The organism is Actinoplanes sp. NPDC000266, assembly GCF_042899005.1.
Classification (GTDB): Bacteria; Actinomycetota; Actinomycetes; order Mycobacteriales; family Micromonosporaceae; genus Actinoplanes.
The window spans coordinates 284,831-309,966 of the sequence record NZ_JBIAZI010000002.1 but is presented as its reverse complement, the minus strand read 5'-3'; the positions used below and the strand labels follow the sequence as shown (position 1 = coordinate 309,966).

At 72.1% G+C, this 25,136-nt stretch carries 24 protein-coding genes; 18 read left to right on the top strand and 6 right to left on the bottom strand.

Annotation, left to right across the window (positions count from 1 at the left end; translation table 11 throughout):
- Nucleotides 1–18: 18 nt before the first annotated feature.
- The 3 genes from ACFY36_RS07770 to ACFY36_RS07760 all read right to left on the bottom strand — a co-directional run bounded on the left by ACFY36_RS07770 (nt 19) and on the right by ACFY36_RS07760 (nt 5,023).
- Nucleotides 19–2,214 (bottom strand): bifunctional polysaccharide deacetylase/glycosyltransferase family 2 protein, encoded by a 2,196-nt coding sequence (locus ACFY36_RS07770; RefSeq protein WP_499745135.1) that lies wholly within the window; start codon nt 2,212–2,214, stop codon nt 19–21.
- Entirely contained in the window at nt 2,211–2,528 is a 318-nt protein-coding gene (locus tag ACFY36_RS07765; protein WP_499745134.1) for a hypothetical protein, read from the bottom strand. The genes ACFY36_RS07770 and ACFY36_RS07765 overlap by 4 nt, the downstream gene beginning before the upstream one ends.
- 1,094 nt (nt 2,529–3,622) lie before the next feature.
- Nucleotides 3,623–5,023: an MFS transporter gene (locus ACFY36_RS07760; protein ID WP_499745133.1), complete on the bottom strand. Its 1,401-nt coding sequence runs from the start codon at nt 5,021–5,023 to the stop codon at nt 3,623–3,625.
- 66 nt (nt 5,024–5,089) lie between these two features.
- On the opposite strand from ACFY36_RS07760, the gene ACFY36_RS07755 reads away from it, so the two are divergent.
- Together ACFY36_RS07755 and ACFY36_RS07750 are read left to right on the top strand one after the other, a co-directional pair.
- Nucleotides 5,090–5,644: a TetR/AcrR family transcriptional regulator gene (locus ACFY36_RS07755; RefSeq protein ID WP_499745132.1), complete on the top strand. Its 555-nt coding sequence runs from the start codon at nt 5,090–5,092 to the stop codon at nt 5,642–5,644.
- Between the two features lie 28 nt (nt 5,645–5,672).
- Complete coding sequence (locus ACFY36_RS07750; RefSeq protein ID WP_499745131.1) at nt 5,673–6,239, top strand: hypothetical protein; 567 nt, start codon at nt 5,673–5,675, stop codon at nt 6,237–6,239.
- 4 nt (nt 6,240–6,243) lie between these two features.
- Here the strand turns inward: ACFY36_RS07750 and folP are convergent, their stop codons facing one another.
- On the bottom strand, nt 6,244–7,110 hold the full coding sequence (gene folP / locus ACFY36_RS07745; protein WP_499745130.1) for a dihydropteroate synthase: 867 nt from the start codon (nt 7,108–7,110) through the stop codon (nt 6,244–6,246).
- Nucleotides 7,111–7,280: 170 nt separating this feature from the next.
- Here folP and ACFY36_RS07740 point away from each other — a divergent pair, with 170 nt between their 5' ends.
- From ACFY36_RS07740 to ACFY36_RS07720, 5 genes are all read left to right on the top strand, one after another.
- Nucleotides 7,281–8,126: a hypothetical protein gene (locus tag ACFY36_RS07740; RefSeq protein ID WP_499745129.1), complete on the top strand. Its 846-nt coding sequence runs from the start codon at nt 7,281–7,283 to the stop codon at nt 8,124–8,126.
- Nucleotides 8,123–8,539, top strand: a complete 417-nt coding sequence (locus ACFY36_RS07735) for a phage holin family protein (protein ID WP_499745128.1) — start codon at nt 8,123–8,125, stop codon at nt 8,537–8,539. The genes ACFY36_RS07740 and ACFY36_RS07735 overlap by 4 nt, the downstream gene beginning before the upstream one ends.
- Nucleotides 8,515–9,141 (top strand): DUF3618 domain-containing protein, encoded by a 627-nt coding sequence (locus ACFY36_RS07730; protein ID WP_499745127.1) that lies wholly within the window; start codon nt 8,515–8,517, stop codon nt 9,139–9,141. Before ACFY36_RS07735 ends, ACFY36_RS07730 begins: the two co-directional genes overlap by 25 nt.
- 65 nt (nt 9,142–9,206) lie before the next feature.
- The gene (locus ACFY36_RS07725; protein ID WP_499745126.1) at nt 9,207–10,154 is read left to right on the top strand and encodes a TIGR03557 family F420-dependent LLM class oxidoreductase; all 948 of its coding nucleotides are present in this window, start codon (nt 9,207–9,209) and stop codon (nt 10,152–10,154) included.
- 30 nt (nt 10,155–10,184) lie between these two features.
- Nucleotides 10,185–11,015: a glycosyltransferase family 2 protein gene (locus tag ACFY36_RS07720; RefSeq protein WP_499745125.1), complete on the top strand. Its 831-nt coding sequence runs from the start codon at nt 10,185–10,187 to the stop codon at nt 11,013–11,015.
- Here ACFY36_RS07720 and ACFY36_RS07715 read toward each other — a convergent pair whose 3' ends face one another.
- Complete coding sequence (locus ACFY36_RS07715; protein ID WP_499745124.1) at nt 11,016–12,422, bottom strand: aldehyde dehydrogenase family protein; 1,407 nt, start codon at nt 12,420–12,422, stop codon at nt 11,016–11,018. It abuts the gene before it with no gap.
- Between the two features lie 129 nt (nt 12,423–12,551).
- On the opposite strand from ACFY36_RS07715, the gene ACFY36_RS07710 reads away from it, so the two are divergent.
- From ACFY36_RS07710 to ACFY36_RS07665, 10 genes are read left to right on the top strand one after another with little or no spacing between them, the layout of a single operon-like run.
- Nucleotides 12,552–14,180: a carbamoyltransferase family protein gene (locus tag ACFY36_RS07710; protein WP_499745123.1), complete on the top strand. Its 1,629-nt coding sequence runs from the start codon at nt 12,552–12,554 to the stop codon at nt 14,178–14,180.
- The gene (locus tag ACFY36_RS07705) at nt 14,177–15,175 is read left to right on the top strand and encodes a glycosyltransferase family 2 protein (RefSeq protein WP_499745122.1); all 999 of its coding nucleotides are present in this window, start codon (nt 14,177–14,179) and stop codon (nt 15,173–15,175) included. Before ACFY36_RS07710 ends, ACFY36_RS07705 begins: the two co-directional genes overlap by 4 nt.
- Entirely contained in the window at nt 15,172–16,809 is a 1,638-nt protein-coding gene (locus tag ACFY36_RS07700) for an HAD-IIIA family hydrolase (protein WP_499745121.1), read from the top strand. The genes ACFY36_RS07705 and ACFY36_RS07700 overlap by 4 nt, the downstream gene beginning before the upstream one ends.
- Entirely contained in the window at nt 16,806–17,732 is a 927-nt protein-coding gene (locus ACFY36_RS07695; RefSeq protein ID WP_499745120.1) for a glycosyltransferase, read from the top strand. Before ACFY36_RS07700 ends, ACFY36_RS07695 begins: the two co-directional genes overlap by 4 nt.
- A complete protein-coding gene (locus ACFY36_RS07690) occupies nt 17,717–18,934 on the top strand; it encodes a glycosyltransferase (RefSeq protein ID WP_499745119.1) in 1,218 nt (405 codons plus the stop codon). The genes ACFY36_RS07695 and ACFY36_RS07690 overlap by 16 nt, the downstream gene beginning before the upstream one ends.
- Nucleotides 18,934–19,569 carry a D-sedoheptulose-7-phosphate isomerase gene (locus ACFY36_RS07685; protein WP_499745118.1) on the top strand — a complete coding sequence of 212 codons (636 nt, stop codon included), beginning with the start codon at nt 18,934–18,936 and terminating at the stop codon, nt 19,567–19,569. The genes ACFY36_RS07690 and ACFY36_RS07685 overlap by 1 nt, the downstream gene beginning before the upstream one ends.
- Entirely contained in the window at nt 19,566–21,401 is a 1,836-nt protein-coding gene (locus ACFY36_RS07680; RefSeq protein WP_499745117.1) for a PfkB family carbohydrate kinase, read from the top strand. Before ACFY36_RS07685 ends, ACFY36_RS07680 begins: the two co-directional genes overlap by 4 nt.
- Nucleotides 21,402–21,412: 11 nt before the next feature.
- Nucleotides 21,413–22,093 (top strand): SDR family oxidoreductase, encoded by a 681-nt coding sequence (locus ACFY36_RS07675; RefSeq protein ID WP_499745116.1) that lies wholly within the window; start codon nt 21,413–21,415, stop codon nt 22,091–22,093.
- Nucleotides 22,090–22,998 carry a glycosyltransferase family 9 protein gene (locus tag ACFY36_RS07670; protein WP_499745115.1) on the top strand — a complete coding sequence of 303 codons (909 nt, stop codon included), beginning with the start codon at nt 22,090–22,092 and terminating at the stop codon, nt 22,996–22,998. The genes ACFY36_RS07675 and ACFY36_RS07670 overlap by 4 nt, the downstream gene beginning before the upstream one ends.
- Complete coding sequence (locus ACFY36_RS07665) at nt 22,979–23,944, top strand: DNA topoisomerase IB (protein WP_499745114.1); 966 nt, start codon at nt 22,979–22,981, stop codon at nt 23,942–23,944. Before ACFY36_RS07670 ends, ACFY36_RS07665 begins: the two co-directional genes overlap by 20 nt.
- Here the strand turns inward: ACFY36_RS07665 and ACFY36_RS07660 are convergent.
- Nucleotides 23,934–24,395, bottom strand: coding sequence for a MarR family winged helix-turn-helix transcriptional regulator (locus ACFY36_RS07660; protein WP_499745113.1), 462 nt, complete (start codon nt 24,393–24,395; stop codon nt 23,934–23,936). The genes ACFY36_RS07665 and ACFY36_RS07660 overlap by 11 nt on opposite strands.
- A 67-nt stretch (nt 24,396–24,462) precedes the next feature.
- Between ACFY36_RS07660 and ACFY36_RS07655 the strand changes: the two genes are divergently transcribed.
- Nucleotides 24,463–25,122: an NAD(P)-dependent oxidoreductase gene (locus ACFY36_RS07655; RefSeq protein WP_499745112.1), complete on the top strand. Its 660-nt coding sequence runs from the start codon at nt 24,463–24,465 to the stop codon at nt 25,120–25,122.
- Nucleotides 25,123–25,136 lie beyond the last annotated feature (14 nt).

Sequence of the window (25,136 nt, the reverse complement as noted above, 5' to 3'; positions counted from 1 at the left end):
ACCCGGCCGGCGATCAGGCTATACGCCGCGGGCCGGGCTGGGGGCCGAGCTGAGGTCGCCCGTACGGTGGATCGTCTGCCAGCGCAGCCGCCGGCCGGTCACCGCGGCGAGCGCTGACACCAGGAGAACGAGATACATGAGCTGGCGATACACGATCTGCTGCAACGGCAGGGTCCACAGCGGGCGCAACGGCTCGCGGTCGAGCCGGAACGCCAGGATGGCGGTCAGCACCTGCACGACCAGCATCGCCAGCCATCCGATGATGGTGATCTTGCGATCCAGGAAGAGCAGACCGTACAGCGCCATCAGGTCGATCAGCGGGGCGAGCAGTGGCAGAAGCACGCTGAAGAGGGTGATGAACGGCAGGCCGCGCCGGCCGAACCGCCCCGACGCGCCGGACTCGACGACCGCGTGGCGGTGCTTCCACATCGCCTGCATGGTGCCGTAACTCCAGCGGTACCGCTGCTTCCAGAGCTGCTTCACGGTGGCCGGGGCCTCGGTGTACGCCCGCGCCGACTCCTCGTAGACGACGCGCCACCCGGCCCGGTGGATCGCGATGGTCAGATCGGTGTCCTCGGCCAGCGTGTCCGTGCTCAGGCCGCCGGCCTCGACCAGGGCCTTGCGGCGGAACGCGCCGAGCGCGCCCGGGATGGTCGGGATGCAGCCGAAGGTGTCGTAGAGGCGCCGGTCCAGGTTGAAGCCGATCACATACTCGATGTGCTGCCACTTGCCGATCAGGCTGCCCCGGTTGGCGACCTTCACATTGCCGGCCACGGCGCCGACCTTCGGGTCGCCGAACGGCTGCACGAGCCGGTGCACGGCTTCCGGCTCGACGACGGTGTCGGCGTCCACCATCACGACGAGCGGGTTGCGCGACAGGGCCACACCGGCGTTGAGCGCGTTCGCCTTGCCGGAGTTGGGGACCCGTACGATGCGGACGTTCCCGATGTGCAGATCTTCCACGGCTTTCGCCGTGCCGTCGGTCGAACCGTCGTCGACCACCAGGACCTCGACGTTCGGGTGGGCCGACTGGGCCAGCGACCGGACCGCGGGCGAGATCGTCTTCTCCTCGTTGTAGGCGGGCACGACGATCGTCACGGGCGTGGTGACAGGCAGCCCCCACGACCACTCCGGGCTGCGGCGATGTCGCGAATGACGCCAGGCGAAAAGAAAGAGGATCAGGGTCCGTACGACGATGAGCCCACCCGCGACGATCAGGAGCACCCACAGGACGTCGAGCACGATGTCGGCCACGTGCACGGTCCACACCAGGGCCCGCCCGCGCCACACGGCCTCGTCGGTGGCGACCGGGTTGACCTCGTCGCCCATGGCGGCGCTGACCGTGCTGAACCGGAAGCCCTTGCGCTGCATCTCGGGGATGAGCCGGTCGAGCGCGGCCACCGTCTGCGACCGGTCCCCGCCGGCGTCGTGCATGAGCAGGATCTGCCCGCCGTTGCCGCGCGGGGTGCCGTTACGCACGATGGCGTCGACGCCGGGCCGTTTCCAGTCCTCGCTGTCCATGGTGTCGAGCACGGTCAGGTAGCCCTGCGCGCCGACGGCCTGCACGGTCTTCCAGTCGTCGTCGGAGATCGCGTCGGCGAACGACGAATAGGGCGGCCGCATCAGCGACGAGGACCGCCCGGTCGCGTACGCGATGGCCAGCTGTGTCTGCGAGTTCTCCATCTCGCGCCGCCAGTTCGGCAGCCGGGCCAGGTCGGGGTGGGTGAAGCTGTGCCCGGCGATCTCATGGCCCTCGGCCGTGATCCGCTGGGCGACGTCGGGATGCCGGGCGACCTGCGAGCCGACGACGAAGAAGGTGGCGGGCGCGTGATGCCGGCTCAGCACGTCGAGGATCTTGGGGGTCCACACCGGATCGGGTCCGTCGTCGAAGGTGAGCGCGATGGTCCGGGCCGGCATGCCGTACGTCCGGACCTCGCCCTCGGCGTTGACATCGATGATCGGGCCGCCCTCGCTGATCGAGTCGGGCACGTCCTCGGAGGAGGTGGTGGACTGCGCGGTGCCGTCCGGACTGAACCCGGCGTCGGTGTAGACCGAGACGAGAATGACGGTGGCCAGCAGAAGAAGAGCGACAAGGCCGAGCCCGCCGGCGAAGAAGCGCCGGCGCCGGATCCGCCGTTTGCGTTGCAGCGGAGGCAGCCGGCCGGTCGACTCGGCCGGATCGTGCGGCGGCGGGGTGGCCCGGTAGACGGTCACCGGGCGGCGGCCGCGCTGCTGGGGCCGGGGCTGCGTTCCGGCGGGGGTGCGGAGCCGCCGAGCTGGCTGAGCCAGACGACGATGAGGGCGAGGACGAGAAGGAGCCCGACGCCGTAGGCGGTACGCCGTATCCACCGGCGCCGCCCACCGGTCGGATCGACGAAGACGGGCGGGGGCTCCTGGGAGCCGATAGGTATGAAATGGGTGGGCGCGTTCTCGGGCGTGCGCGCCTTGCCCACGGCCTTGCCGACCCGGGCCTGACCGCGTGGCGGCCGCTGAACGGGCGCCCGGCCGATGTTGGGTTCGTCTCCCACGCCTCCGACGCTAAGAGACGCGTCAATGAGCCGCACCTTGGAATCGCTGCCTTTATCGTCCTTTTTGTCCAGTGGGGCGTCGGGTCTTTAGGTGGTAGGCGCCCAGGTGGGGAGGGGGTGCTAGATCATCCGGGTGGATCTGTGGAGATCATCTCGGTCCGAACGGTTTTTCGATCGCTGTCACCCACCCGACTGACTGCTGTGGTTGCTCTGGGTGGGTGGGGCTTTCCTGCGCTGAGACGGCGGGGAGCCGGGGGTGCCCAATCGGGCTGGCTGGGGAGCGCTTTATGCCTCGATTGGGCACCCCCGGCTCCCCGCCTTGCGGGGTTTTCCGTGACGGCCAGGATGTGGTTGGGGGCCGCTGGGTGGGTGGTCCGGCTCAGGGGTCACCTTGCGATGGGGGTGCGGTGCTGTTCGCTGCCGCGCTGTGGTGAAAGTGGGGGAGCTTTGTCACGCGGGCCTGCTTGGTGGTGGGTTGCGCGGCAATTCCAGGCCGGTTGCGCGGGTTCGGTGGCCTCTGTGCGCGGCCGGTGGGTTGTCTTTCGGCCCGTGCCGGTCGGTTCGGGCCGCCCTTGGGCGCTGGGCCCTGCGCCTCGTGTGGATTGACGCCATGGTCGTCGAGGTCCTTGGGCACGGCCGCGCCATCGACGTCCGCGCCCTGGTCAACTGCCCGGCACCTCTCGCGCGTGTCGACGGGCATATGGGCCGAAGAGCGCCGTTGCGGGGGCCTGGGCCCGCTCCGCGAAGCGTGCCTCGCGCCCGTCACCACCAGCCTGGATACCGAACCGGCCGAAGCCGTCGAGATCGCAGGGCGGCCGCCGGGTTGGAGCTTGCGCGCTGCCTGGTGATTACGCGCGGCGCGGTGTCCCGGAGTTGGGGATGTATCGGGACGCCGGGCCGGATCCGGCTACGCCGATTCCCGAGGCGGGTGCTGGAGACTCGCGTGCGGGGGCGGGAGGTCGACGCGGTCCGGTATGCCGATCTTTGCTATGACGCCGGGGGCATGCGGTGGGGTGTCTCCTCGATTTCGAGCAACGGTGAACCACGGCGAGCCGGGCCGCGGTGGCGGTCCGGCTCGTGGGCGTGGTGGTGGGTCAGGGCCTGCGGCGGGGGAGGAACAGGGCGATCAAGGCGCCGGCGGCGACTATCAGGGCGCCTACGATCACGGCGGGCTTGATGCCGTCCACGAAGGACTGGTGGGTGGCGTAGCTGCCGTACGAGCTGAAGATCGAGGCCAGGGCGGCCACGCCGACGGCCACGCCCAGCTCGCGGATGGTGTTGTTGACGCCGGAGGCCACGCCGCGCTGGTCCTCGGTGACGCTGGCCATGGCTACCGTGCTGACCGGGGCGAAGGTCAGGCCCATGCCGATGCCGGCCAGGGCGAACGCGGCCACCAGGGACGAGTAGGTGACGTCGGTGCCGATGGACAGGCCCATCCAGAGGATGCCGGCGGCCAGGAAGGTCTGGCCGGCCAGGATGAGGTTGCGCTGGCCGATCCGGTCGCCGAAGATGCCGGCCAGCGGGGCCACGATCATGGGGGCCGCGGTCCAGGGGAGGGTGCGCAGGCCGGCGTCCAGCGGGCTCAGGCCCTGCACCACCTGGAAGAACTGGGCCAGCAGGAAGACCGAGCCGAAGGCGCCGGCCGAGAAGGCCAGGGTCACCAGGTTGACCAGGCCGAAGCCGCGGGAGCGGAACAGCGACAGCGGCATCATGGGTGACGGGTTGCGGGTCTGCCAGAACAGGAACGCGGCGATCAGCACGGCGCCGGTGATGAGCATGCCGAGGACGCGGGCCGAGGTCCAGCCGTGGTCGGGTCCGTCCACGACGCCCCAGATGACCAGCAGCATGCCGGCGGCGGAGAGGACCAGGCCCAGCGGGTCGAGGCGGCGGGCGCCGCCCCGCGACTCGCTCAGGACGGTGCGGGCCAGGACCACCGCGACCACGCCGACGGGGACGTTCAGCCAGAAGATCCAGTGCCAGTCGAGGCCCTCGACCACGGCGCCGCCGACGACCGGGCCGACCGCCACGCCCAGGCCGCTGATGCCGCCCCAGATGCCGATGGCGGCGGTCCGCATGCGGTCGGGCACCGCCGCCGAGAGCAGGGTCAGGGCCAGTGGGGCGACCGCGGCGCCGCCGAGGCCCTGGATGGCGCGGGCGGCGGTGAGCTGCCACGGCGACGAGGCCAGGCCGGCGGCGGCCGAGGCCAGCGTGAAGACGACCAGGCCGGCCACGAACATGCGGCGGCGGCCGATGCGGTCGCCGAGGGCGGCCGCGGTGAGCAGGAACGCGGCGAACGGCAGCGTGTACGCGTTCACGAACCACTGAAGGTCGGTCAGCGAGGCGCCCAGGTCGGCCCGGATCACCGGCAGCGCCGTGCTCACGACCAGGTTGTCCAGCGCGACCATGAAGGTCGGGATACCGACGGCGGCGAGCACCGCGGCCAGCGGTTTGGCGCCGCGCCGGGGCGCGGCGGGTGCTTCCAGTACGGCGGTCATGACTGTCGTCCCCCAAGTTGTTATCGACTGATAACCAACGTAGTTATCGACTGATAATCTGTCAACATGTCTCGCATCCGTCTCACCGCCGAGGAGCGCCAGGAGCAGCTCGTCGCGGCCGCCGTCACCGCGTTCAGCAGCGGCGGCTACGCCGGCACGACCACCGATCAGGTGGCCCGCCTGGCCGGCGTCTCACAGCCGTACGTCATCCGGCTCTTCCGCACGAAGCAGGAGCTCTTCCTGGCCGCGATGCACCACACCGTCGACCTGATCGACGCCACGTTCCGGGCCGCCGCCGACCGCGAACCCACCCTGCCCAGTCTGGGCCACGCCTACTTCGAGCTGCTCGGCCGCCGCGAGCTGATGGCCATGCTGCTGCACGGCTTCGCGGCCAGCGACGACCCGGCCATCGGCGACCCGGTGCGGGCCGGCTTCGGCCGTCTCTACGACACCATCCGGGGCCTGACCGGTTGCTCCCCGGAGGAGGCCCGCGCCTTCTTCGGCGAGGGCATGCTGCTCACCTGCCTGGCCTCGATGCGCGTGATCGGTCCGGCCGCCGTGCCGCTCCAGCCCTGGTCGGCCGAGCTGGCCGGCACCTATCCCGACGAGAAGTTCGACTGAGGCGCTCCCCACGTCCAGAATGGACTTCGTGAGTGTGACGCGGGGCGGCGAGAAGAAGCGTGACCTGGGATCGAAACTGGTTTTCTGGACTCTCCTGGCCGCCGTCACGCTGGGCTGGATGTGGCTGTGCGCCCTGGGCGCCCGCGAGTTCGGCCGGGAGGCCCTGGCCCGCTCGGGCCTGATCGGCGAGCGGGGCACAGTGACCGTCACCGCCTGCGCCACCGACGTCCTGGACGCCGAGATCAACACGAGAATCACCGACTGCGCCGGCCCGTTCACCCCGGCCGGCGAGACCGCCGCGTCGCCGGGCCAGGTCACGGTCGCCTTCGTCCGCGACGAGGTCGCCACCGGCACCCGCGTGGACGTGCGCCTGGTCGGCGACGTCGCCTACGAGTCCTCCTGGTGGCGCCTGACCGCGGGCACCGCCGGCGCCCTTTTCTTCGGCCTGCTGGGCGGCTTCCCCTTCATCCCCTTCGCGGTCCTCGCCTACCGCTGGGTGGCCGGCCCGGACGCCACCATGCGCCATGGCGTCGCCGTCGCTCTGCTGGTGACAGTCGCCATAGCCGGCGAGTGGACGGTGGCCGCCCTGCTCTGAAGCCTCAGATGTTGTGCCGGAGATAGGCGGGCTCGCGCCACCCGAGCAGGGCCTCGGTCATCCGGACGGCGTCCACGGCCGACCGGACATCATGGACGCGGACGATCCGCGCGCCCCGCTCGATGCAGAAGACCAGGGCGGCCAGCGTGCCGGCCAGCCGTTCGTGCTGCGGGGCGTCCAGCGTCTCCCCGATGAAGTCCTTGTTGCTCACCGCGGCCAGCAGGGGATATCCCACCTCGGCGATCTCGCCCAGCCGCCGGGTCAGTTCGAGCGTGTGCCGCGTGTTCTTGTTCAGGTCCGGCCCGGGGTCGATGATGATCTGATCCGGCCGTACGCCGTGGTCCAGCGCCAGGCGCACGCGGGACCGCAGGAAGTCCGCGACCTCGGCCGTCACGTCCCGGTACCGCGGACTGGGCCAGAGGGTGCGCGGCGCCGCCAGGCTGTGGGTGATGACCAGCTGGGCGTCCGTCCCGGCCACCACGTCCGCCATCGCCGGGTCACGCAACCCCGACGTGTCGTTGATGACGCCCGCGCCCGCCTTGATGACCTCCGCCGCCACCTCCGGCCGGTAGGTGTCGACCGAGACGACCGTGCGCGAGCGCGCGGCCTCGACCACCGGCAGCACCCGGTCGAGCTCCTCGGCCGCCGAGACCTCGGGGCCGGGCGCGAAGGGCACACCGCCGACATCGATCCAGTCGGCTCCGCCCTCGGCCGCCGCCTCGACCGCCTCGACGGCGCGGTCGAGCGCGAACGTCCGGCCCCGGTCGTGGAACGAGTCGGGGGTGCGGTTGACGATCGCCATCACCGCGACCTGGCGGCTGAAATCGAATGTGCGCCCGCCGATGACCCGGCGGCCGAAAAGATCGCTCACGATTCGGGAGGGTAACAGGCGGCCCGGGCGCCGGGCAGAAGCGGTCGGATACCCGCTCCGGCGCGAATCATGCGTACCGGGATTCGCGCTATTAAGCACACGAATTCGTGAATGGGTGGCGTCGTGACGGGTAGCTGAATGGACGTCGAAATCCCCACTGGAGGAAACCCATGAGTGACGTGCCATCGGGCGTTCGCGGACCGGGCGCCGTCGATCCCGTCGAGGTGCCTACCCAGGCGACGTACCCGGCCGAGACGTATACGACCGAGGTCTACACCGAGACCTACTCCACTCCGGCCGAGAGCCAGTCGAGCGGGGCCAAGGAGAAGGCCAAGGAGGTCGCCTCCCAGACCGGCCAGGCCGCCGGCGAGGCCGCGGCCGACGTGAAGGACACCGCCAAACAACAGGCCCGCCGGGTCGGTGACGAGGCGAAGACGCAGGTGAGCAACCTTGCCTCGGACGTCAAGGGCAAGGTCAACGAGCAGGCGCGTACGCAGAACGACCGTCTCGTCGGCTCCATCCGCGACACCGCCGACCAGCTCGACCAGATGCGCGGCGACCGTGGCGACACCCCGGCCGCGCAGGTCGTGACCCGGATCGCCGACGGCGGCCGGCAGTTCGCCGACTATCTGGACCGCAACGGGCCCGAGGGCGTGCTGCGCGAGGTGCAGGACTTCGCCCGCCGGCGTCCCGGCGCGTTCCTGGCCACCGCGCTCGCCGCCGGCTTCGTGGTGGGCCGCCTCGGCAAGAGCGTGGCCAAGGCCGACTCGAGCGACAGCGCCGCCAAGCCGAGCAGCGACTCGTTCGTGTCCACCACGAACACCGAGAGCGCCACGACGGCCCAGTACGCGACCGGCTATCCGGCGACCACGCCGGAGTACCCGGCCGGCACGACGCAGCCGGTGGCCGCGCCGACCGGCGGATACGCCAGCGCCACCGAGTACACCTCGACCGGCACCGGCACGCCCTCGGTCGCCAGCGAGTACGTGGTGGACAGCCCGGAGCGTCCACGATGACCACCCCGTACCAGCACAACCGGGCCGAAGAGGTCTCCGAGACCTCGGTCGGTGAGCTGATCGGCAACATCAGCAACGACCTGTCCCAACTGTTCCGCCAGGAGGTGGAGCTGGCCAAGGCCGAGGTCCAGCAGGAGGCGAAGAAGGCCGGCAAGGCGGCCGGGATGCTCGGCGGGGCCGGGTTCGCCGGCTACCTCGCGGTGCTTTTCCTCAGCCTGGCCGCCGTGTTCGCGCTCGACGCCGTCATGCCCGCCGGCTGGGCCGCCCTGATCGTGGCGGTCGTCTGGGGCGCCGTCGGCGGCGTCCTCTACGCGAACGGCAAGAAGAAGCTCAAGAACGTCGACCCCATGCCGCGCCGCACCGTCGACACGCTCAAGGAGGACGCCCAATGGCTGAAGAACCCGACCGGCTGAAGCAGGACATCGAGAACACCCGGCGTTCGCTGACCCGCGACGTCGACCTGCTCGCCGAGAAGACGAGCCCCACGAAGGTGGCGCAGCGGCGCTGGACCGCGGTCAAGGACAAGGTCATGGGCGTCAGCGACAGCGCGACGACCAAGGCGTCGGACGTAGGAGGAACGGTGAGCGACAAGGCGAGCCAGGTGGGCGGCGCGGTCAGCGACAAGGCGAGCCAGGTCGGCGACGTGGCGAGCGAGAAGGCGCACCAGGCGGCCGGTGCCGTCAAGCAGGCCCCGCACGCGGTGGCCCAGCAGACGCAGGGCAACCCGATCGCGGCCGGCATCATCGCGTTCGGTGTCGGCATGCTCGCGGCCACGCTGATCCCGGTCACCGAGGCCGAGAAGAGCGCCGGCGCGGCGCTCAAGGAGCACAGCGGCGACCTGACCGAGAAGGTCAAGGACGCCACCCAGGAGCTGCGCGAGGACCTTCAGGGCTCGGCCCAGGAGGCGCTCGGCCAGGTCAAAGAGACGGCACAGGACGCCGTGCAGACGACCAAGTCGACGGCCAAGGACAACGCGCAGGACGTACGGGACCAGGCGCGCTCCGCCGCCTCCTGACACAGCGGCGATCCCGGCCCGGACCAGCGCGTTTGCGAAGGTCCGGGCCGGGAAGCTGTACAGGTATGAAACTCGGATACAAGCTGGCCGCCGAGGCCTTCGGACCCAAGGAGCTGATCCGTCAGGCGGTCCGTGCCGAGCAGGCCGGATTCGACTTCGTGGAGATCAGCGACCACTTCCACCCGTGGCTCGACGTGCAGGGCCACTCACCGTTCGCCTGGAACGTGCTGAGCGCGATCGCCATGCGCACCGACCGGCTGGGCCTGGCCACCGGCGTGACCTGCCCGACCGTGCGCTACCACCCGGCGATCATCGCGCAGGCCGCGGCCACGCTGGCGATCATCTCGGACGACCGCTTCACGCTGGGCATCGGCGCCGGCGAGCGGCTCAACGAGCACGTCGTCGGCCAGGGATTCCCCAGCGTGCGGGGCCGGCACGAGCGTCTCGTGGAGGCGCTGGAGATCATCAATCTGCTGTGGCGGGGCGGCTATCAGTCGTACGAGGGCAAGCACCTTCAGCTCGAGGACGCGCAGGTGTTCGACCTGCCGGAGAAGCTGCCGGTGATCGCCGTGGCCGCCGGCGGCAAGGACGCCGCCGAGCTCGCCGCCACCCACGGCGGCGGCCTGTTCGTGACCGAGCCGCGTAAGGACCTGGTCGAGACGTACGCCAAGAGCGGCGGCAAGGGCCCGAAATATGCCGAGGTGTCGGTCGCGTGGGCCCCTACCGCGGAGGCGGCGGTCAAGGCCGCGCACGAGACCAGCCGCTGGGGCGTCACCGGCTGGAAGGTGATGGCCGAACTGCCGAATCCGGTCAATTTCGAGGCGGCGTCGGCCACCGTGCGGCCCGAGGACGTGGCCGAGAAGTTCGCGCACGGGCCGGACCCCGAGCCGTACGTCAAATCGGTGAAGGAATACACGGAAGCGGGATATGACCACATCGTTCTGATGAATGCCGGCCCCGATCCCGATGGATTCTTCGACTTCTTCGAAAAAGAGCTGAAAAACCAGCTCTAGAAAAAGTCCGTCCGGGGTAAGCGCACCGCCATGTCGCTGGACACCAATGAATTGTCGGTGGAGACCGAGGACGTCACCGTCGTGGTCGCCACCCGTAACCGGGCCGACCGTCTGCGCGAGACGATGCCCCGGCATCTCGCCCGGACGATCCTGGTCGACAACGCCTCCGACCAGGAGCTGCCCGCCCTGCCCGGCGTCGACGTCGTCCGACTGGGCGAGAACCGGGGCGCGGCCGCCCGCAACGTGGGGGTGGAGCGGGCCCGCACCCGTTATGTCGCCTTCGCCGACGACGACTCGTACTGGACGCCCGGCTCGCTGGCCCGCGCCGTCCGGATCATGGACGACCATCCCCGTGTCGCCCTGCTGGCGGCGCGGGTGCTGGTCGGGCCCGAGGGCCGGCTCGACCCGGTGTCGGCGGCGATGGCCGCGAGCGCGCTGGGGCGGGGGAGCGCCGGGCCGTCGATCCTGGGCTTCCTGGCCTGCTCGGTGATCGTGCGGCGGGACGCCTTCCTGGCCGCCGGGGGCTTCGAGCCGAGACTCTTCGTGTACGGCGAGGAGGCGCTCCTGGCCATGGATCTCGCCGCCGCCGGGTACGAACTGTCGTACGCCCCCGAGCTCACCGTGCGGCACCTGCCGCAACCGGCGGGCCGGGACAACGGCGCCCGCGCCCGCCGGGAGACGCGCAACCGGGTGCTGACCGCGCTGCTGCGCCGCCCGCCCGCCGTCGTGGGGCGGGCGCTGCTCACGGCCGTACGGGAAAGCCCCCGGGGAATGACCGACGCCCTGAGTGACCTGCCCTGGGCCCTGAACCACCGAAGGCCGCTCCCGCCGGAGGTGGAAGCGGCCCTGCGCAAGCTGTAGCTACCAGCCCGACGGCGGCGCCTCGATGTGCACCGCCTTGACCACCGTCATCTCGTCGAGCAGCTCCGGGCCGTATCCGAATCCCTGCCCGCTTCCGCGGCGCGGATGGGCGGCGCCGCCCGGAGCCCCGCCGAAGACCGCGTTGACCTTGACCGTTCCGGCCGGCAGCGAGCGCCAGGCCTGCTGGGCGTGGCTCATCGAGGTGGTGAGCACGGTCGCCGCGAGGCCGTAGGGTGAGTCGGCGGCGCGGCGCAGCCCCTCCTCGAACGAGTCGACGACCATGACCGGCGCCACCGGGCCGAACGTCTCCTCGCGCATCACCGTCATGTCGTCGGTGCAGTCGGCGAGCACGGTCGGCGGATAGTAGGCGCCGGGACCGGCGGGAACGGCGCCGCCGCGTACGGCCCGGGCTCCGTCCTTGACCGCCTGCTGCACCTGCTCGTCGACCGCGTCGCGCATGCGGCGGTCGACCATCGGCCCGATCCGCGAGGCCCAGGCGTCGGCCTCGGCGGCCAGGCAGTCGAGGAAGGCGGGGGCGACGTCGCGGTGCGCGTAGACGCGCTCGACGGCGACGCAGATCTGGCCGGAGTTGACGAAGGCGCCGAGCGCGACCTGCTGGGCCGCCCAGGCCGGGTCCACGCCGGCGTCGACGATCACCGGGTCCTTGCCGCCGTTCTCCAGCAGCGCCTTGGCCCCGGTGCGGGCGCACGCGGCGGCGATCGACCGGCCGGTGGCGGTGGAGCCGACCTGCGCGACCACGTCCACCGCGGCCGCGGCCAGGGCCGCACCGGCCGCGCCGTCGCCGTTGACCAGGTTGAGGACGCCGGGCGGGAAGTGCGGGGCCAGCAGCTGGACGACCCGCCAGCCGGTGGCCGGGGTCCGCTCGCTCGGCTTGTGGACCACGGTGTTGCCGGTGACCAGGGCCGCGCCGAGCAGGCCGCAGGCGACCGCGACCGGGTCGTTCCAGGGGGTGATGACCGCGACCACGCCGCGCGGCCCGTACGCCATCAGGTCGATCGCGCCGTCGTCGCCGGCCAGCGTGCGGCCGCGGTGGGTGGGGCCCAGCTCCGCGTACTGCCGCAGCGTGCCGGCGCCGGCGCCGATCGACTCGCGGGCGCCGTCGACCGGCTTGCCCATCTCGGCGTTCATGATCTCGGCGAGCTCGTCCGCGCCGGCCTCGAGGGCGTTCGCGGCGGCGTGCAGGGCGGCCGCGCGGGCCGCCGGGGCGGTGGCGGCCCAGCCCGGCGCGGCGTCGCGGGCGGCCGCGACGGCTGCCGTCACGTCGCTCTCCGAGGAGATCGGAACCCGTGTCACGCCGGTGCCGTCGGCGGGGTTCGCGACGGTCAGTTTGTGGCCCGAATTGCCCGGTTCCCAGGCGCCGGCCACATATTGCTCCACGTCATACATGGGCGGGCGTTTGCCCAGGGGCAAGGATTCCAAACCTCACATCAGTGCAGGTAGGAGGCCACTTTTTATTTTTTTGAGAAGTCAATGATCATGGGAGTACTTCGCGGAAGCGGGGGTATCCGGCGCCTCATGCGTGTCCTGGGAATCAATGCCATCTTCCACGATCCGGCCGCCGCGCTGATCGTCGACGGCCGCGTCGTGGCCGCCGCCGAGGAGGAGAGGTTCAGCCGTCGCAAGCACGGCAAGAGGCCCGTCCCGTTCGCCGCGTGGGAACTGCCCGAGCTGGCCGCGGCCTGGTGCCTGGAGGAGGCCGGACTGCGCCCGGACGACCTGGACGCGGTCGCCTACTCCTTCGACCCTTCCCTGACCCGCGACCTGTCCTCGCTCGGCGTGAGCGACCCGTCGGATGCCATGCGCGTCGACTACGCGCGCCGCGCGCCGCAGTTCCTGGCCACCGCGCTGCCCGGCCTCGACCCGTCACAGGTCACGTTCGTGCCGCACCACGTGGCCCACGCCGCCTCGGCCGGCCTGTCGGTGCCCGAGGACAGCGCCGTGCTCGTGCTCGACGGGCGCGGCGAGGTGGCCAGCCACCTGGCCGGCGCCTACCGCGGGGGCGAACTGGAGATCCTCCGGAGCCAGGAGCTGCCGCACTCGCTCGGGCTGCTCTACGAGGACCTGACCCGCCACCTGGGGTTCCTGCACTCCAGCGACGAATACAAGGTGATGGCGCTGGCGTCGTACGGAAGCCCGAAGTTCCTCGGTCTTCTCCGTGAACTCGTGCACGCCGACGACGACGGCGGCTTCACCGTCGAGCGCATCGACTGGGACGCCCTGGCCAAGGCGCGCACGGCCGACGGCGAGATGACCGAGGCGCACGCCGACCTGGCCTCCAGCGTCCAGACCAGGCTGGAAGAGGTCATGCTCGATCTGGCCCGATGGACGTACGACGCGGCGGGCGGCCCGTCGACGCTGACGATGGCCGGGGGGACGGCGCTGAACTGCGTCGCGAACGCCCGGATCGCGGCCGAGGGACCGTACGAGCGGGTGTGGGTGCAGCCGGCGGCCGGCGACTCGGGAACGGCGCTCGGCGCGGCGCTGGCGATCGGCAAGAAGAACATCCCGTTCGGCTCGGCCGCGCTCGGCCGGGGCTGGAGTGACGAGGAGCTGGAGGCGGAGCTCAAGCGGGCCGCCCTGCCGTACACCCGGCCCTCGTCGATCGCGGCCGAGGCGGCCCGCGTGCTCGCGGGCAACGGCATCGTGGCCTGGTACCAGGGGCGCAGCGAATACGGGCCGCGCGCGCTGGGGCACCGGTCGCTGATCGCCCACCCGGGCGACAAGGACACGCAGACCCGGATGAACGACGTGAAGGGCCGCGAGCAGTTCCGCCCGATCGCCCCGATGGTGCGGGCCGAACGCTTCGCGGACATCTTCGAGGGCGTCTACCCGAGCCCGTACATGCTGTTCGTGCACAAGGTGAAGCCGGAGTGGAAGGACCGCATCCCGGCGGTCACCCACGTCGACGGCACGGCCCGCGTGCAGACCGTCCACACCGACACCGAACCGCTGGTGGCGTCGCTGCTGGCTGAGTTCGAGGAGCTCACCGGTCTTCCGGTGGTGGTCAACACGTCGCTCAACACGGCCGGCCGGCCGATGGTCGACACCCCGCGCGAGGCGATGGAGCTGTTCGGCTCGGCGCCGGTCGACCTGCTCGCCATCGGCCCGTTCGCGGTGCACCGCGCGAAGGCGTTCGGCGCGTGATCTCCATAGTCGTGCCCACGCTGGGGCGTCCCAGCCTGGCCGCCCTCATCGCCGCCCTCGGGCCGTTGCCGCCCGGCGTGGAGCTGATCGTGGTCGACGACCGGCCCGCGCCGCATCCGCCGTTGGAGATCGCGGCGAACGTGGTAGCGGGACCGGCCCGGGGGCCGGCGGCCGCTCGCAACGCCGGGGTGAAGGCCGCCCACGGCGACTGGATCGCCTTCCTCGATGACGACGTATTGCCCGATTCGGACTGGATTATGCGGCTGCGCACGGATCTTGATGAGGCGGGTTCGGACGTGGGCGGCGTGCAGGGCAGGGTGCACGTTCCGGTGCCGGCCGGCCGCCGGCCGACGGATTGGGAGCGGGTGACGGCGGCCCTGGCCGACGGGGCCTGGATCACCGCCGACATGGCGTATCGCCGCGCCGCCCTGACGCGGGCCGGCGGCTTCGACGAGCGTTTGCCGAGAGCTTTCCGGGAGGACGCCGATCTTGCTTTCCGCGTACGCCTGGACGGCTGGTCCCTGGTCCGTGGCCACCGCCGGGTGACCCATCCGGTACGCCCGGAGAGCCCGTGGGTCAGCGTCCGGACTCAGCGGGGGAACGCGGACGACGCGCTGTTGCGCCGCCTGTACGGCCCGGACTGGCGCTCGTTGCTGGAGATTCCGCCGGGCCGTCGGTCCCGCCACGCCGCGGTCACGGCCGCCGGCGTCGCGGCTCTCGCCGCCGCAGCCGTCGTGGGCGCGTCGGCTCGGGGGAGGGGCTTCTGGGCGGCGGCCGCGGTCGCGGGTGGTCTGGTCTGGGCGGCGGGGACGGCCGAGTTCGCGGCGGCGCGGATCGCCCCCGGGCCCCGGACGCCTCGTGAGGTGGGCACGATGCTGGTGACCAGCGCTGTCATCCCGCCGGTGGCCGTCGTGCACTGGCTGCGCGGGGCCTGGCGGTGGCGCCGGGCGGAACCGCTCGTGGGGGCCGCGGCTCCGGTGGGGGCGAGCCGGTGACCGAGCTGTTCGACGCTGTGCTGTTCGACCGGGACGGCACGCTTGTCGTTGACGTGCCGTACAACGGTGATCCGTCCCTCGTGGAGCCCATGCCGGGCGCTCGGGAGGCGGTCGACCGGCTGCGCGCGGCCGGGCTGCGCCTGGGCGTCGTCACGAACCAGTCCGGGCTGGCCCGGGGCCGGTTCGGCGCCGACCAGCTGGCCGCGGTGAACCGGCGGGTCGACGAGATCTTCGGCGGCTTCGGCACCTGGCAGATCTGCCCGCACGACGACACGGCCGGCTGCGACTGCCGCAAGCCCGCCCCCGGCCTGGTCCTCGCGGCCGCCGAGGCGCTGGGCACGACCCCGGCCCGCTGCGTGGTCGTCGGTGACATCGGCCGCGACATGGGCGCCGCCCTGGCCGCCGGCGCCGCCGGGGTCCTCGTGCCCACCCCCGTCACCCTTCCGCCCGAGGTCGCCGCCGCCCCCGCGGTCGCCTCGTCCCTGCTCGAAGCCGCCGAGCTGATCCTCGGCCGAGAAGCCCTGGTCACCCCGGCCCCGCGCCCCGAGCCGGCCCATCCCGAGCCGGCCCACCCCGAGCCGGCCCGCGCTGAGCCGGCCCGCGCTGAGTCGGCCCGCGCTGGGACTGTGCTCGTGGTGCGGTCCGACTCGGCGGGGGATGTGCTTGTCACCGGGCCGGCCATTCGGGCCGTCGCGCATGGGGCGCGGCGGGTCGTTCTGCTCTGCGGGCCCCGGGGGCGGGGCGCCGCCGAGCTGCTGCCGGGGGTCGACGAGATCGTCGAGTGGCGGCTGCCCTGGATCGACGCCGAGCCGGGTGCGGTGGACGCGGACGAGATGGCCGCGCTCACCCAGCGGCTTCGTGACGTCGGCGCCGACGAGGCCGTCGTCTTCACGTCGTTCCATCAGTCCGCGCTGCCGCTCGCGCTCCTGCTGCGCCTGGCCGGAGTCGGGCGGATCACGGCGATCAGCGACGACTACCCGGGCTCCCTGCTGGACGTCCGGCATCGCGTTCCCGCGGGCATCCCGGAAGCCGAGCGGGCCCGCAGCGTCGCCGCCGCGGCCGGCTTCGGGCTGCCGCCCGGCGACGACGGGAGCCTGCGGGTGACCGGAGCCCGCCACCAGGGCGGCGGTGACTACGTCGTGGTTCATCCGGGAGCCAGCTGCGAGGCGCGGTCGTGCCCGCCCGAGACCATGCGCCGGATCGTGGCCGGGCTGGCCGCCGCCGGGCACCGGGTCCTGGTGACCGGCGGCAGCGGCGAGCGCGCCCTGGCGGCGTACGTCAGTGGGGGTGTGGGGGTCGAAGTCGGAAGGACCTCCTTCCGGGAGATGGCCGATCTGCTGGCCGGAGCAAGCTGCCTGGTCGTCGGCAACACCGGGCCGGCGCATCTCGCCGCGGCGGTCGGCACACCCGTCGTCAGCCTCTACGCGCCGACCGTCCCCTACGGACAGTGGGGCCCCTATCGGGTTCCGAACGTGCGGCTCGGCGACGCCGGCGCGCCTTGCCGGGCCACCCGGGCCACCCTCTGCCCGGTCGCCGGCCATCCCTGCCTGTCCGACATCGAGCCCGCGCGGGTGGTGGCGGCCGTCCGGCTGCTGGCCGCCGGGGCTCACGAACGCACCGAGGTAGCAGCGTGAACATTCTGCTCTGGCACGTGCACGGATCCTGGACGACGTCGTTCGTCCAGGGCAAACACCGCTACCTGATCCCGGTCAACGAGGCCCGCGACGCGATGGGCCGCGGGCGGGCACAGACGTTCGACTGGCCGGCCACGGCCGAGGAACTGCCGCTGGATCAGATCCGCGACGTCGACGTGGCGATCGTCCAGCGGCCCGAGGAACTGGAGCTGGTGCCGCGCGGCGTGCCGGTGATCTACGTGGAGCACAACACGCCCAAGGGCGACGTGCCGAACAGCCGGCATCCGATGGCCGACCGCGACGACCTGATCGTCGCCCACGTCACCGACTTCAACGAGCTGTTCTGGGACACCGGCGGCACCCGCACCACCGTGATCGAGCACGGCATCGTCGAGCCGTCACCGAGGTGGTCGGGGGACATCGAGCACCTGGCGATCGTCACCAACGAGCCGGTCCGGCGCCACCGTGTCACCGGCACCGACCTGTTCCCGCGGTTCGCCGCGGTGGCGCCGCTGGACGTGTTCGGGATGGGTGTCGAGGGCCTGCGAGGGCCCCGGATCACGCCCTATGACGACCCGCCCCAGCACGTCATGCACGCCGAAGTCGCCCGGCGGCGGATATATCTGCATCTCACCCGCTGGACGTCGCTGGGGCTCAGCCTCATCGAGGCCATGCAGATGGGCATGCCCGTGGTCGGCCTGGCCACCACGGAGGCGGTCGCCGCGGTGCCACCCGACGCCGGGGTGCTCGACACCCGCGTCAGCACGCTCGTCGAGGCCACGCACTGGCTGCTCGAGGACGCCGAGGCCGCCCGGAGCCTCGGAACCCGGGCCCGTCAGGTCGCGCTGGCCCGCTACGGCCTGGACCGGTTCCTCGCGGACTGGGACCGGCTGCTGGAGGAGGAAACATGCGCATCGCGATGATCTCGGAGCACGCCAGCCCGCTCGCCGCCCTCGGCGGCATCGACGCCGGCGGGCAGAACGCGCACGTGGCCGAGCTCGCCAGTGCGCTCGCCGCCGACGGCCACGAGGTACGCGTCTACACCCGCCGCGACGACCCCGACCTGCCGGCCGTGGTGCCGGTGGGCTCGCTCTTCGAGGTCGTGCACGTGCCCGCCGGCCCGGCCACCTCGCTGCCCAAGGACGAGCTGCTGCCCTACATGGGACAGTTCGCCGAATGCCTCACCGCGGAATGGCGCGGCGAATGGCGGCCGGACGTGGCACACGGCCACTTCTGGATGAGCGGGCTCGCGGCCATCACCGCCGGGCGGGCCTGCGACGTGCCGGTCGTGCAGACCTACCACGCGCTCGGCTCGGTCAAGCGGCGCCACCAGGGCGCGGCCGACACCAGCCCGCCCCGGCGCATCGCCTACGAGCGGGAGCTCGGCCGCGCGGTCGACCGGGTGATCGTGCAGTGCCAGGACGAGATCCAGGAGCTGATCAAGCTCGGGGTGCCGCGCTCCCGGATGTCGCTCGTGCCCTCCGGGGTCAACACCGACCGCTTCCGCCCGGACGGGCCGTCGGTGCCCCGCAGCAAGCGGCCGCGCATCCTCACCGTCGCGCGGCTGGTCGAGCGCAAAGGCGTGGAGGACCTGATCCGCGCGCTGCCCGGCGTGCCGCGCGCCGAACTCGTCGTGGTGGGCGGGCCGTCGCTGACCGGGCTCGACTCCGACCCGTACGCCCAGAAGCTCTTGACCCTGGCCCAGGCCTGCCGGGTCGGCGACCGTGTGCGGCTGGCCGGCGCGGTGGCCGCCCACGAGATGCCGGCCTGGTACCGCTCGGCCGACGTGGTGGCGGCGACGCCCTGGTACGAGCCGTTCGGGCTCACCGTGCTCGAGGCGATGGCCTGCGGCGTGCCGGTGGTCGGCACGGCCGTCGGCGGGCTCACCGACACCGTGGTCGACGGCGTCACCGGCGATCTGGTGCCGGCCCGCGACCCGGCCGCCCTCGCGGTCACGCTGCGCAAACTCCTCGCCGACGACGTGCGGCGCATCTCCTACGCGGCGGCCTCGGTCGACCGCGCCGTGCACTCCTACGCGTGGCCCCGCATTGCCGGGCGGCTCGCCTCCGTCTACGCGAGCGCGGCCGGCGTCACCCCCGAACCCACCCGTGAGGCGGTTGCCTGATGTCCCACGACCTTTCCCCCGTCGACCGGCACCTGACCGCGCTGGCGACCTCGATCGTCCCGTTCCGGGCGGTCGCGGGCCGGCTGGCGCGGTGGGGCGGCCAGCTGGCCTGGCACCTCGGCCAGGGCGGCCGCCTGCTGGTCGCCGGCAACGGCGGCAGCGCGGCCGAGGCCCAGCATCTGGCGGCCGAACTGGTCGGCCGCCTCCGCGACGAGCGGATGCCGCTGTCGGCGATCGCGCTCACCCCGGACTCGTCGGCGGTCACCGCGATCGGCAACGACTACGGCTTCGAGGAGGTCTTCGCCCGGCAGGTCCGCGCGCACGGCCGCCCCGGCGACGTGCTGATCGCGATGTCGACCAGCGGCCGCAGCCCGAACCTGATCGCCGCCGTGCGCGCGGCCAAGGAATGCGGCATGCGCACGTGGGCGATGACCGGCGAGGGCCCGAATCCGCTGGCCGACGCCAGCGACGAGGCGCTGCGGTGCCCGTCACCGGACAGCCAGGTGGTGCAGGAGCTGCACCTGCTCGCGGTCCATCTGATGTGCGAATACATCGATCAGACCCTGCCGGCGGTGGTACGCCCTTTCGCCGGCACCCCGGAGATCCTCAGCGAGCAGATGCGGGTGAGCGTATGAGCCCGCTGCTGGTCATCATCGGCGACACCCTGCTGGACAAGGACGTCGAGGGCAGCGTGCACCGGATAGCGCCGGACGCGCCGGTCCCGGTCCTGGACGAGCGGCAGGTGAACGACCGTCCGGGCGGGGCCGGGCTGGCCGCCCTGCTGGCGGCCCGGCAGGGACACGACGTGGCCCTGGTGACCGCGCTCGCCGACGACGAGGGCGGCGCGCGGCTGAGTCAGCTCCTGACCGAGGCGGGCGTGCAGGTGTACGCACTGCCGCTGGCCGGCTCGACGCCGGAGAAGATGCGGCTGAAGGCCGACGGGCAGGTGCTGCTGCGCCTGGACCGGGGCGGCGCGCCGCAGGAGCCGGGCGAGGCGCCGGCGGCGGTCCTGGAGATGCTGGCCTCGGCGGCGGCGATCCTGGTGAGCGACTACGGCCGCGGCATGGCCCGGCATGCGGCCATCCGCCGGGCACTCGGCGAGGTCAGGGCGCCGATCGTCTGGGATCCACACCCCAACGGCCCGGCCCCGGTGGCCAACGCCCGCCTGGTCACCCCCAACCTCTCGGAGGTACGCCGGATGAGCGGCGACGCCGGGGACGGATCAACCCTGACCGTCGCGCAACGCGGCGGCCACCATCTGCGCCAGCTCTGGAGGGCCGGCGCGGTCGTGGTCACCTGCGGAGGGGAGGGCGCGGTGTTGTGTCACTCGGGCCCGACCCCGCTGGTAGTCCTGGCCCCGTCAGTGTCCGACGGAGACACGTGCGGTGCGGGCGACCGGTTCGCCGCCACTGCCGCGCTGGCCCTGGCCTCGGGCGCCTTGGTCTCCGAGGCCGTGCAGGACGCGGTAGCCGCCGCTTCCTCATACGTCGCCACCGGCGGTGTCACCACCGCGCTGGCGCCACCGTTGTCCGGCTCCGCTTCCGCTTCCCGCTCCTCCTCGGGCTCCGCGTCCGCTTCCCGCTCCTCCTCCGCTTTTGCCATCGGCTCCGCTTCCTCTTCCGGTTCTGCTTCCGGCCTTGCCTCCCGTTCCGCTTCCAGCCCTGCTTCCGGTTCCGCTTCCAGCCCTGCTTCCGGTTCCGCTTCCAGCCCTGCTTCCGGTTCCGCTTCCAGCCCTGCTTCCGGTTCCGCTTCCAGCCCTGCCTTCCCCTCTGCTTCCGCCCCGAGCCAAGGCTCGGGCGACAAATCGGAAATGTCGGAGAGGGTGGGGAGAGTGGGCTCGAGAGTGGATGCGGCGGGCTCAAGAGTGGGTGCTGCGGACGCGAGTCTGGGTGCGGCGGGCTCGAGGGTGGGTGCTGCGGACGCGAGTCTGGGTGCTGCGGGCTCGAGGGTGGGTGCTGCGGACCCGAGTTTGGGTGCTGCGGGCGCGAGGTTGGGTGCGGCGGAGGCGGGCAGGCTCCTCGCCGCGGTGCGGGAGCGCGGGGGCACCGTCGTCGCGACCGGGGGCTGCTTCGATCTGCTCCACATCGGGCACCTGGCCACACTGCAAGCCGCCCGCAAGCTTGGTGACTGCCTGATCGTCTGCCTGAACAGCGACGATTCCGTACGCCGGCTCAAGGGGCCGGAACGGCCGCTGACCAACGAGCGCGACCGGAGCCGGCTGCTCGCGGCCCTGGACTGCGTCGACGCCGTCGTGGTCTTCGACGAACCCACGCCCGAGTCGGTCCTGTCGTGGCTTCGCCCTGACGTCTGGGTCAAAGGCGGCGACTATGCCGACGGCGGGCCCGAGCTTCCCGAGGCCGAGCTGGTCAAACGCTGGGGTGGCCAGACCGTCATCGTCCCCTACCTGGACGGCCGTTCCACCACCGGCACCATCGCCGCGGCCCGCTCCGCGACGTCACAGAGATGAAGGAGACACACATGGACGCTGTCATTGTCACCGGTGGATCGAGCGGGCTCGGCGCCGCTGTGGTCGACGCGGTTCTGAAGGCGGGCGGGCGGCCGTACGTCATCGACCGGCAGAAGCCGTCGGCCGACGTTCCCTGGATCGATTGCGATCTGGCCGACACCCGCGCCGCCGAGGCCGCCACCCGGCAGGCCATCGCCGATGCCGGTGGATCGCTGGACGGGGTCGTGACCGCGGCCGGCATGGACGTGCCGGGGGCGCTGGCCGACATTCCGGGCGAGGTCTGGGACCGGATCGTCACCATCGACCTGCTGTCCACGGCCGCGGTGATCCGGGCCGCGATCCCGGCGCTCAAGCAGTCGCACGGTGGCGTCGTCACGATCTCGTCGACGCTGGGTGTCAAGGCGGTGAGCGACGCGACGGCGTACTGTGCCGCGAAGTTCGGTGTCGTCGGTTTCACCCGCGCCCTGTCGGCCGAGCTGGCCGGGCAGGTCAACGTCACCCTGGTCGTGCCGGGCGGCATGCGGACGAAGTTCTTCGACGAGCGCGACGAGCAGTACAAGCCGGGGCCGGACGCGATCCTCAACGACCCGGCCAACGTCGCCAACGCCATCATGTTCGCCCTCGCCCAGCCGGCCGGCTGTGCGGTGCGGGAACTGGTCATCGCCGCCGAGCAGGAGAGCTCGTACCCGTGATCCTCGCCCTTCGCGCCCTCGGCGTCGGCGACCTGGCGACCGCGGTGCCCGCCCTGCGCGGGCTCCGCGGCGCCTTTCCCGGTCGTGCCCTGGCGCTCGCGGCGCCCGCCTGGCTGACCCCGCTGATCGAGCTGACCGGGGTGGTGGACGAGGTGATCCCGACCGGCGGGCTGACCCCGTGGCGGTGGGAGCGCGACGCGCCCGAGGTGGCGGTCAACCTGCACGGCAGCGGCCCGGAGTCGCACCGGCTGCTGCAAGCGACACAACCGGCGAAGCTGTGGGCGTTTGCCAGCGGCCCGGCCGGGCATCTCGACGGTCCCACCTGGAACGAGGAGGACCACGAGGTGCATCGCTGGTGCCGTCTGCTGCGCCACTACGGCGTGCCCGCGGACGATTCGGACCTGTCTCTGGCCGTGCCCGAGGTGGATGTCCCGTCCGGTGTGACGATCATCCACCCGGGTGCCAAGTCGCCGTCGCGGCGCTGGCCGGCCGAACGCTTCGCGGCGGTCGCGGCCGCGCTGACCGGTGCGGGCCATCGGGTGGTCGTCACGGGCTCCGAGGCGGAACGCCCACTGTGTGAACGAGTGGCCCAGCAGGCCGGGCTCGGCGGAGCGGTGGTGCCGCGGACCGGGCTGGCTCAGCTGGCGGGGCTTGTCGCCAAGGCGCGTCTTCTGATCAGCGGTGACACCGGGATCGCGCATCTGGCGTCGGCCTACGGGACGCCGTCGGTCGTGCTGTTCGGGCCGATGTCGCCTTCGCGCTGGGGGCCGCCCGAACGGGCGTACCACCGAAGCATCTGGCATGGCACCCGCAGCACGCCGGGCGACAGCATGGCGCCCGGCGTGCATCCCGCCCTGCTCGCAGTGACGCCGGCCGAGGTGCTCGATGCGGCTTCGGCGTTCTGACCTGGGCAGGCCCGGCTACGGGCGGCGCGGCGCGGGCAAGGGCTTCACCTACCTCGACACCGAGGGCGCGGTCCTGAAGGACGAGGACGAGATCGCGCGGATCAAGGCGCTGGTCATCCCGCCCGCCTGGAAGGACGTGTGGATCTCGGCCGATCCGCGCGGGCACATCCAGGCCATCGGCGTCGACGCGGCCGGGCGCAAGCAGTACCGCTACCACGACGCCTGGCGGGCGGCCCGGGACGAGAAGAAGTTCGACCACGCGCTGGAGGTCGCGGCCCGCCTCCCGAAGATCCGCGACCGGCTGCGGGCCGACCTGACGTCAGGCCGGGGGCTCTGCCGGTCGCGGGTGCTGGCCTCGATCGTCACGCTGCTCGACATGAACATGTTCAGGATCGGGAGCGACCAGTACGCCGTACGGGAGGAAGACCCGTCCTTCGGTTTGTCGACCTTGCGGCCGGAGCACATCCGCACGAGCGGTGGCTGTGTGCTGATGGAGTTCACGGGCAAGTCGGGGGTGGAGCACTCGGGCTCGGTGGACGACGGCGAGGTGTGCACGGTCCTGAAGGATCTCAAGCGCCGCCGGCGGGGCGCCGCCCGGCTGTTCGCGTACTGGGAAGGGCGTAAGTGGCACGAGGTGCACGCGGACGAGATCAACGAGTATCTCCGCGAGATCAGCGGTGACCGGATGACCGCCAAGGACTTCCGCACCTGGCACGGCACCGTCAAGGCGGCGGCCGAGCTGGCCGAGGTGGGACCGCAGCCGACGAAGGCCAAGCGCAAGAAGGCGGTCTCGCACGCGATGAAGGAGGTGGCCGAGCTGCTGGGCAACACCCCGGCGGTGGCCCGGGCCTCCTACGTCGATCCGCGGGTGATCGAGGCGTACGAGGAAGGCGAGGTCGTCGGCTCCCCGGACGAGCGCGAGGTCCGCAAGCTGCTCACCGACTGAGCCGGGCCGCCTCGCCCGCACCGGCCTCGGCCGTGCGCCGCAGGAAGTCGGTGATGACCTCGAGCTGTTCCGGGCTGTACGACTCACAGATGTCCCCGACCGCGGTGATCATCCCGCGGAACTGCCGCAGCACGTCGGCGCCCCGCTCGGGCACGATCCGCACCAGGATCGCCCGGCGGTCGGCGCCGTCGCGCTCGCGGACGATCCAGCCGCCCTTCTCCAGCCGGTCGAGCACGCCCGTCACCGTGGCCGGAGGCAGCCCGGCCGCCTTGGCCAGCGCGCTCGGCGAGAACGGCCCGTTGCGCACGATCAAGTGCAGGCAGTCGAGATCGACGTCGCGCAGGTCCAGCCGCGCGCTCACCTGGTGGGTGAGCAGCGTCAGCTGAAGACCGAGCTCGCGCAGCTCATGCCGTACGCCGTTGGCCAGGCGCCGAGTTTCTACGGAACTCATATCTTTCGGTCTCCGAACTAAACTGCTACGGTTTTCGTATTATCCGAGGCTCGAAGGGTAGGTTACCGTGCGACTCGTCATCGTCGCCGCCACCGGCGGCATCGGGCGCGAACTCCTGAGGCAGGCCCTGGCCGCCGGCCACGACGTGACCGCCGTCGTCCGCAACCCCGACAAGATCACCGAATCGGTCCGGGTCGTCCCGGCCGACCTGTCCCGGCCGGATGTGTTCGCCCTGGCCGAGGCGTTCGCGGACGCCGACGCGATCCTCTCGGGCCTGGGGGCGCGCACGAACGCGGAGGCGGGAGTGGCCACCAAGGGCACCGAGGCCATCATCGAGGCGGCCCCGGAGGGCGGCCGCCTGATCGTGGTCAGCGCCGCCCCGATGGGTACGGTCCCGTCGCCGGCGCGGCCCCACCCGCCCCGCCACGACCCGGGCGACGGCTTCTTCATGAGGCACCTGGGCGCGCGGTTCGCCAAGACCATGTTCCGCACCCACTACGAGGACCTGGCCACCATGGAGGACGCGGTCCGGGCCTGCCCCCTGGACTGGACGATCAGCCGCCCGCCGCGCCTGACCGACAAGCCGTTGACCGGGCGTTACCGCACCGCGGTGGACCGCAACGTCCGCGGCGGCACGTCCATCTCCCGAGCCGACGTGGCCCACCAGATGCTCCACTGCGTCACCGACCCCACCACCATCCGCCACGCCATCGGTGTCGCTTACTAGCGGACAATGGGTGC

What these genes read in the sequence shown, in the direction of transcription:
- ACFY36_RS07735 (WP_499745128.1), top strand. Translation starts at nt 8,123, where the DNA reads ATGACCACCCCGTACCAGCACAACCGGGCCGAAGAGGTCTCCGAGACC.
- ACFY36_RS07680 (WP_499745117.1), top strand. Translation starts at nt 19,566, where the DNA reads ATGAGCCCGCTGCTGGTCATCATCGGCGACACCCTGCTGGACAAGGAC.
- ACFY36_RS07690 (WP_499745119.1), top strand. Translation starts at nt 17,717, where the DNA reads ATGCGCATCGCGATGATCTCGGAGCACGCCAGCCCGCTCGCCGCCCTC.
- ACFY36_RS07710 (WP_499745123.1), top strand. Translation starts at nt 12,552, where the DNA reads ATGCGTGTCCTGGGAATCAATGCCATCTTCCACGATCCGGCCGCCGCG.
- ACFY36_RS07675 (WP_499745116.1), top strand. Translation starts at nt 21,413, where the DNA reads ATGGACGCTGTCATTGTCACCGGTGGATCGAGCGGGCTCGGCGCCGCT.
- ACFY36_RS07740 (WP_499745129.1), top strand. Translation starts at nt 7,281, where the DNA reads ATGAGTGACGTGCCATCGGGCGTTCGCGGACCGGGCGCCGTCGATCCC.
- ACFY36_RS07720 (WP_499745125.1), top strand. Translation starts at nt 10,185, where the DNA reads ATGTCGCTGGACACCAATGAATTGTCGGTGGAGACCGAGGACGTCACC.
- ACFY36_RS07730 (WP_499745127.1), top strand. Translation starts at nt 8,515, where the DNA reads ATGGCTGAAGAACCCGACCGGCTGAAGCAGGACATCGAGAACACCCGG.
- ACFY36_RS07685 (WP_499745118.1), top strand. Translation starts at nt 18,934, where the DNA reads ATGTCCCACGACCTTTCCCCCGTCGACCGGCACCTGACCGCGCTGGCG.
- ACFY36_RS07725 (WP_499745126.1), top strand. Translation starts at nt 9,207, where the DNA reads ATGAAACTCGGATACAAGCTGGCCGCCGAGGCCTTCGGACCCAAGGAG.
- ACFY36_RS07715 (WP_499745124.1), bottom strand. Translation starts at nt 12,422, where the DNA reads ATGTATGACGTGGAGCAATATGTGGCCGGCGCCTGGGAACCGGGCAAT.
- ACFY36_RS07760 (WP_499745133.1), bottom strand. Translation starts at nt 5,023, where the DNA reads ATGACCGCCGTACTGGAAGCACCCGCCGCGCCCCGGCGCGGCGCCAAA.
- ACFY36_RS07755 (WP_499745132.1), top strand. Translation starts at nt 5,090, where the DNA reads ATGTCTCGCATCCGTCTCACCGCCGAGGAGCGCCAGGAGCAGCTCGTC.
- ACFY36_RS07665 (WP_499745114.1), top strand. Translation starts at nt 22,979, where the DNA reads ATGCGGCTTCGGCGTTCTGACCTGGGCAGGCCCGGCTACGGGCGGCGC.
- ACFY36_RS07660 (WP_499745113.1), bottom strand. Translation starts at nt 24,395, where the DNA reads ATGAGTTCCGTAGAAACTCGGCGCCTGGCCAACGGCGTACGGCATGAG.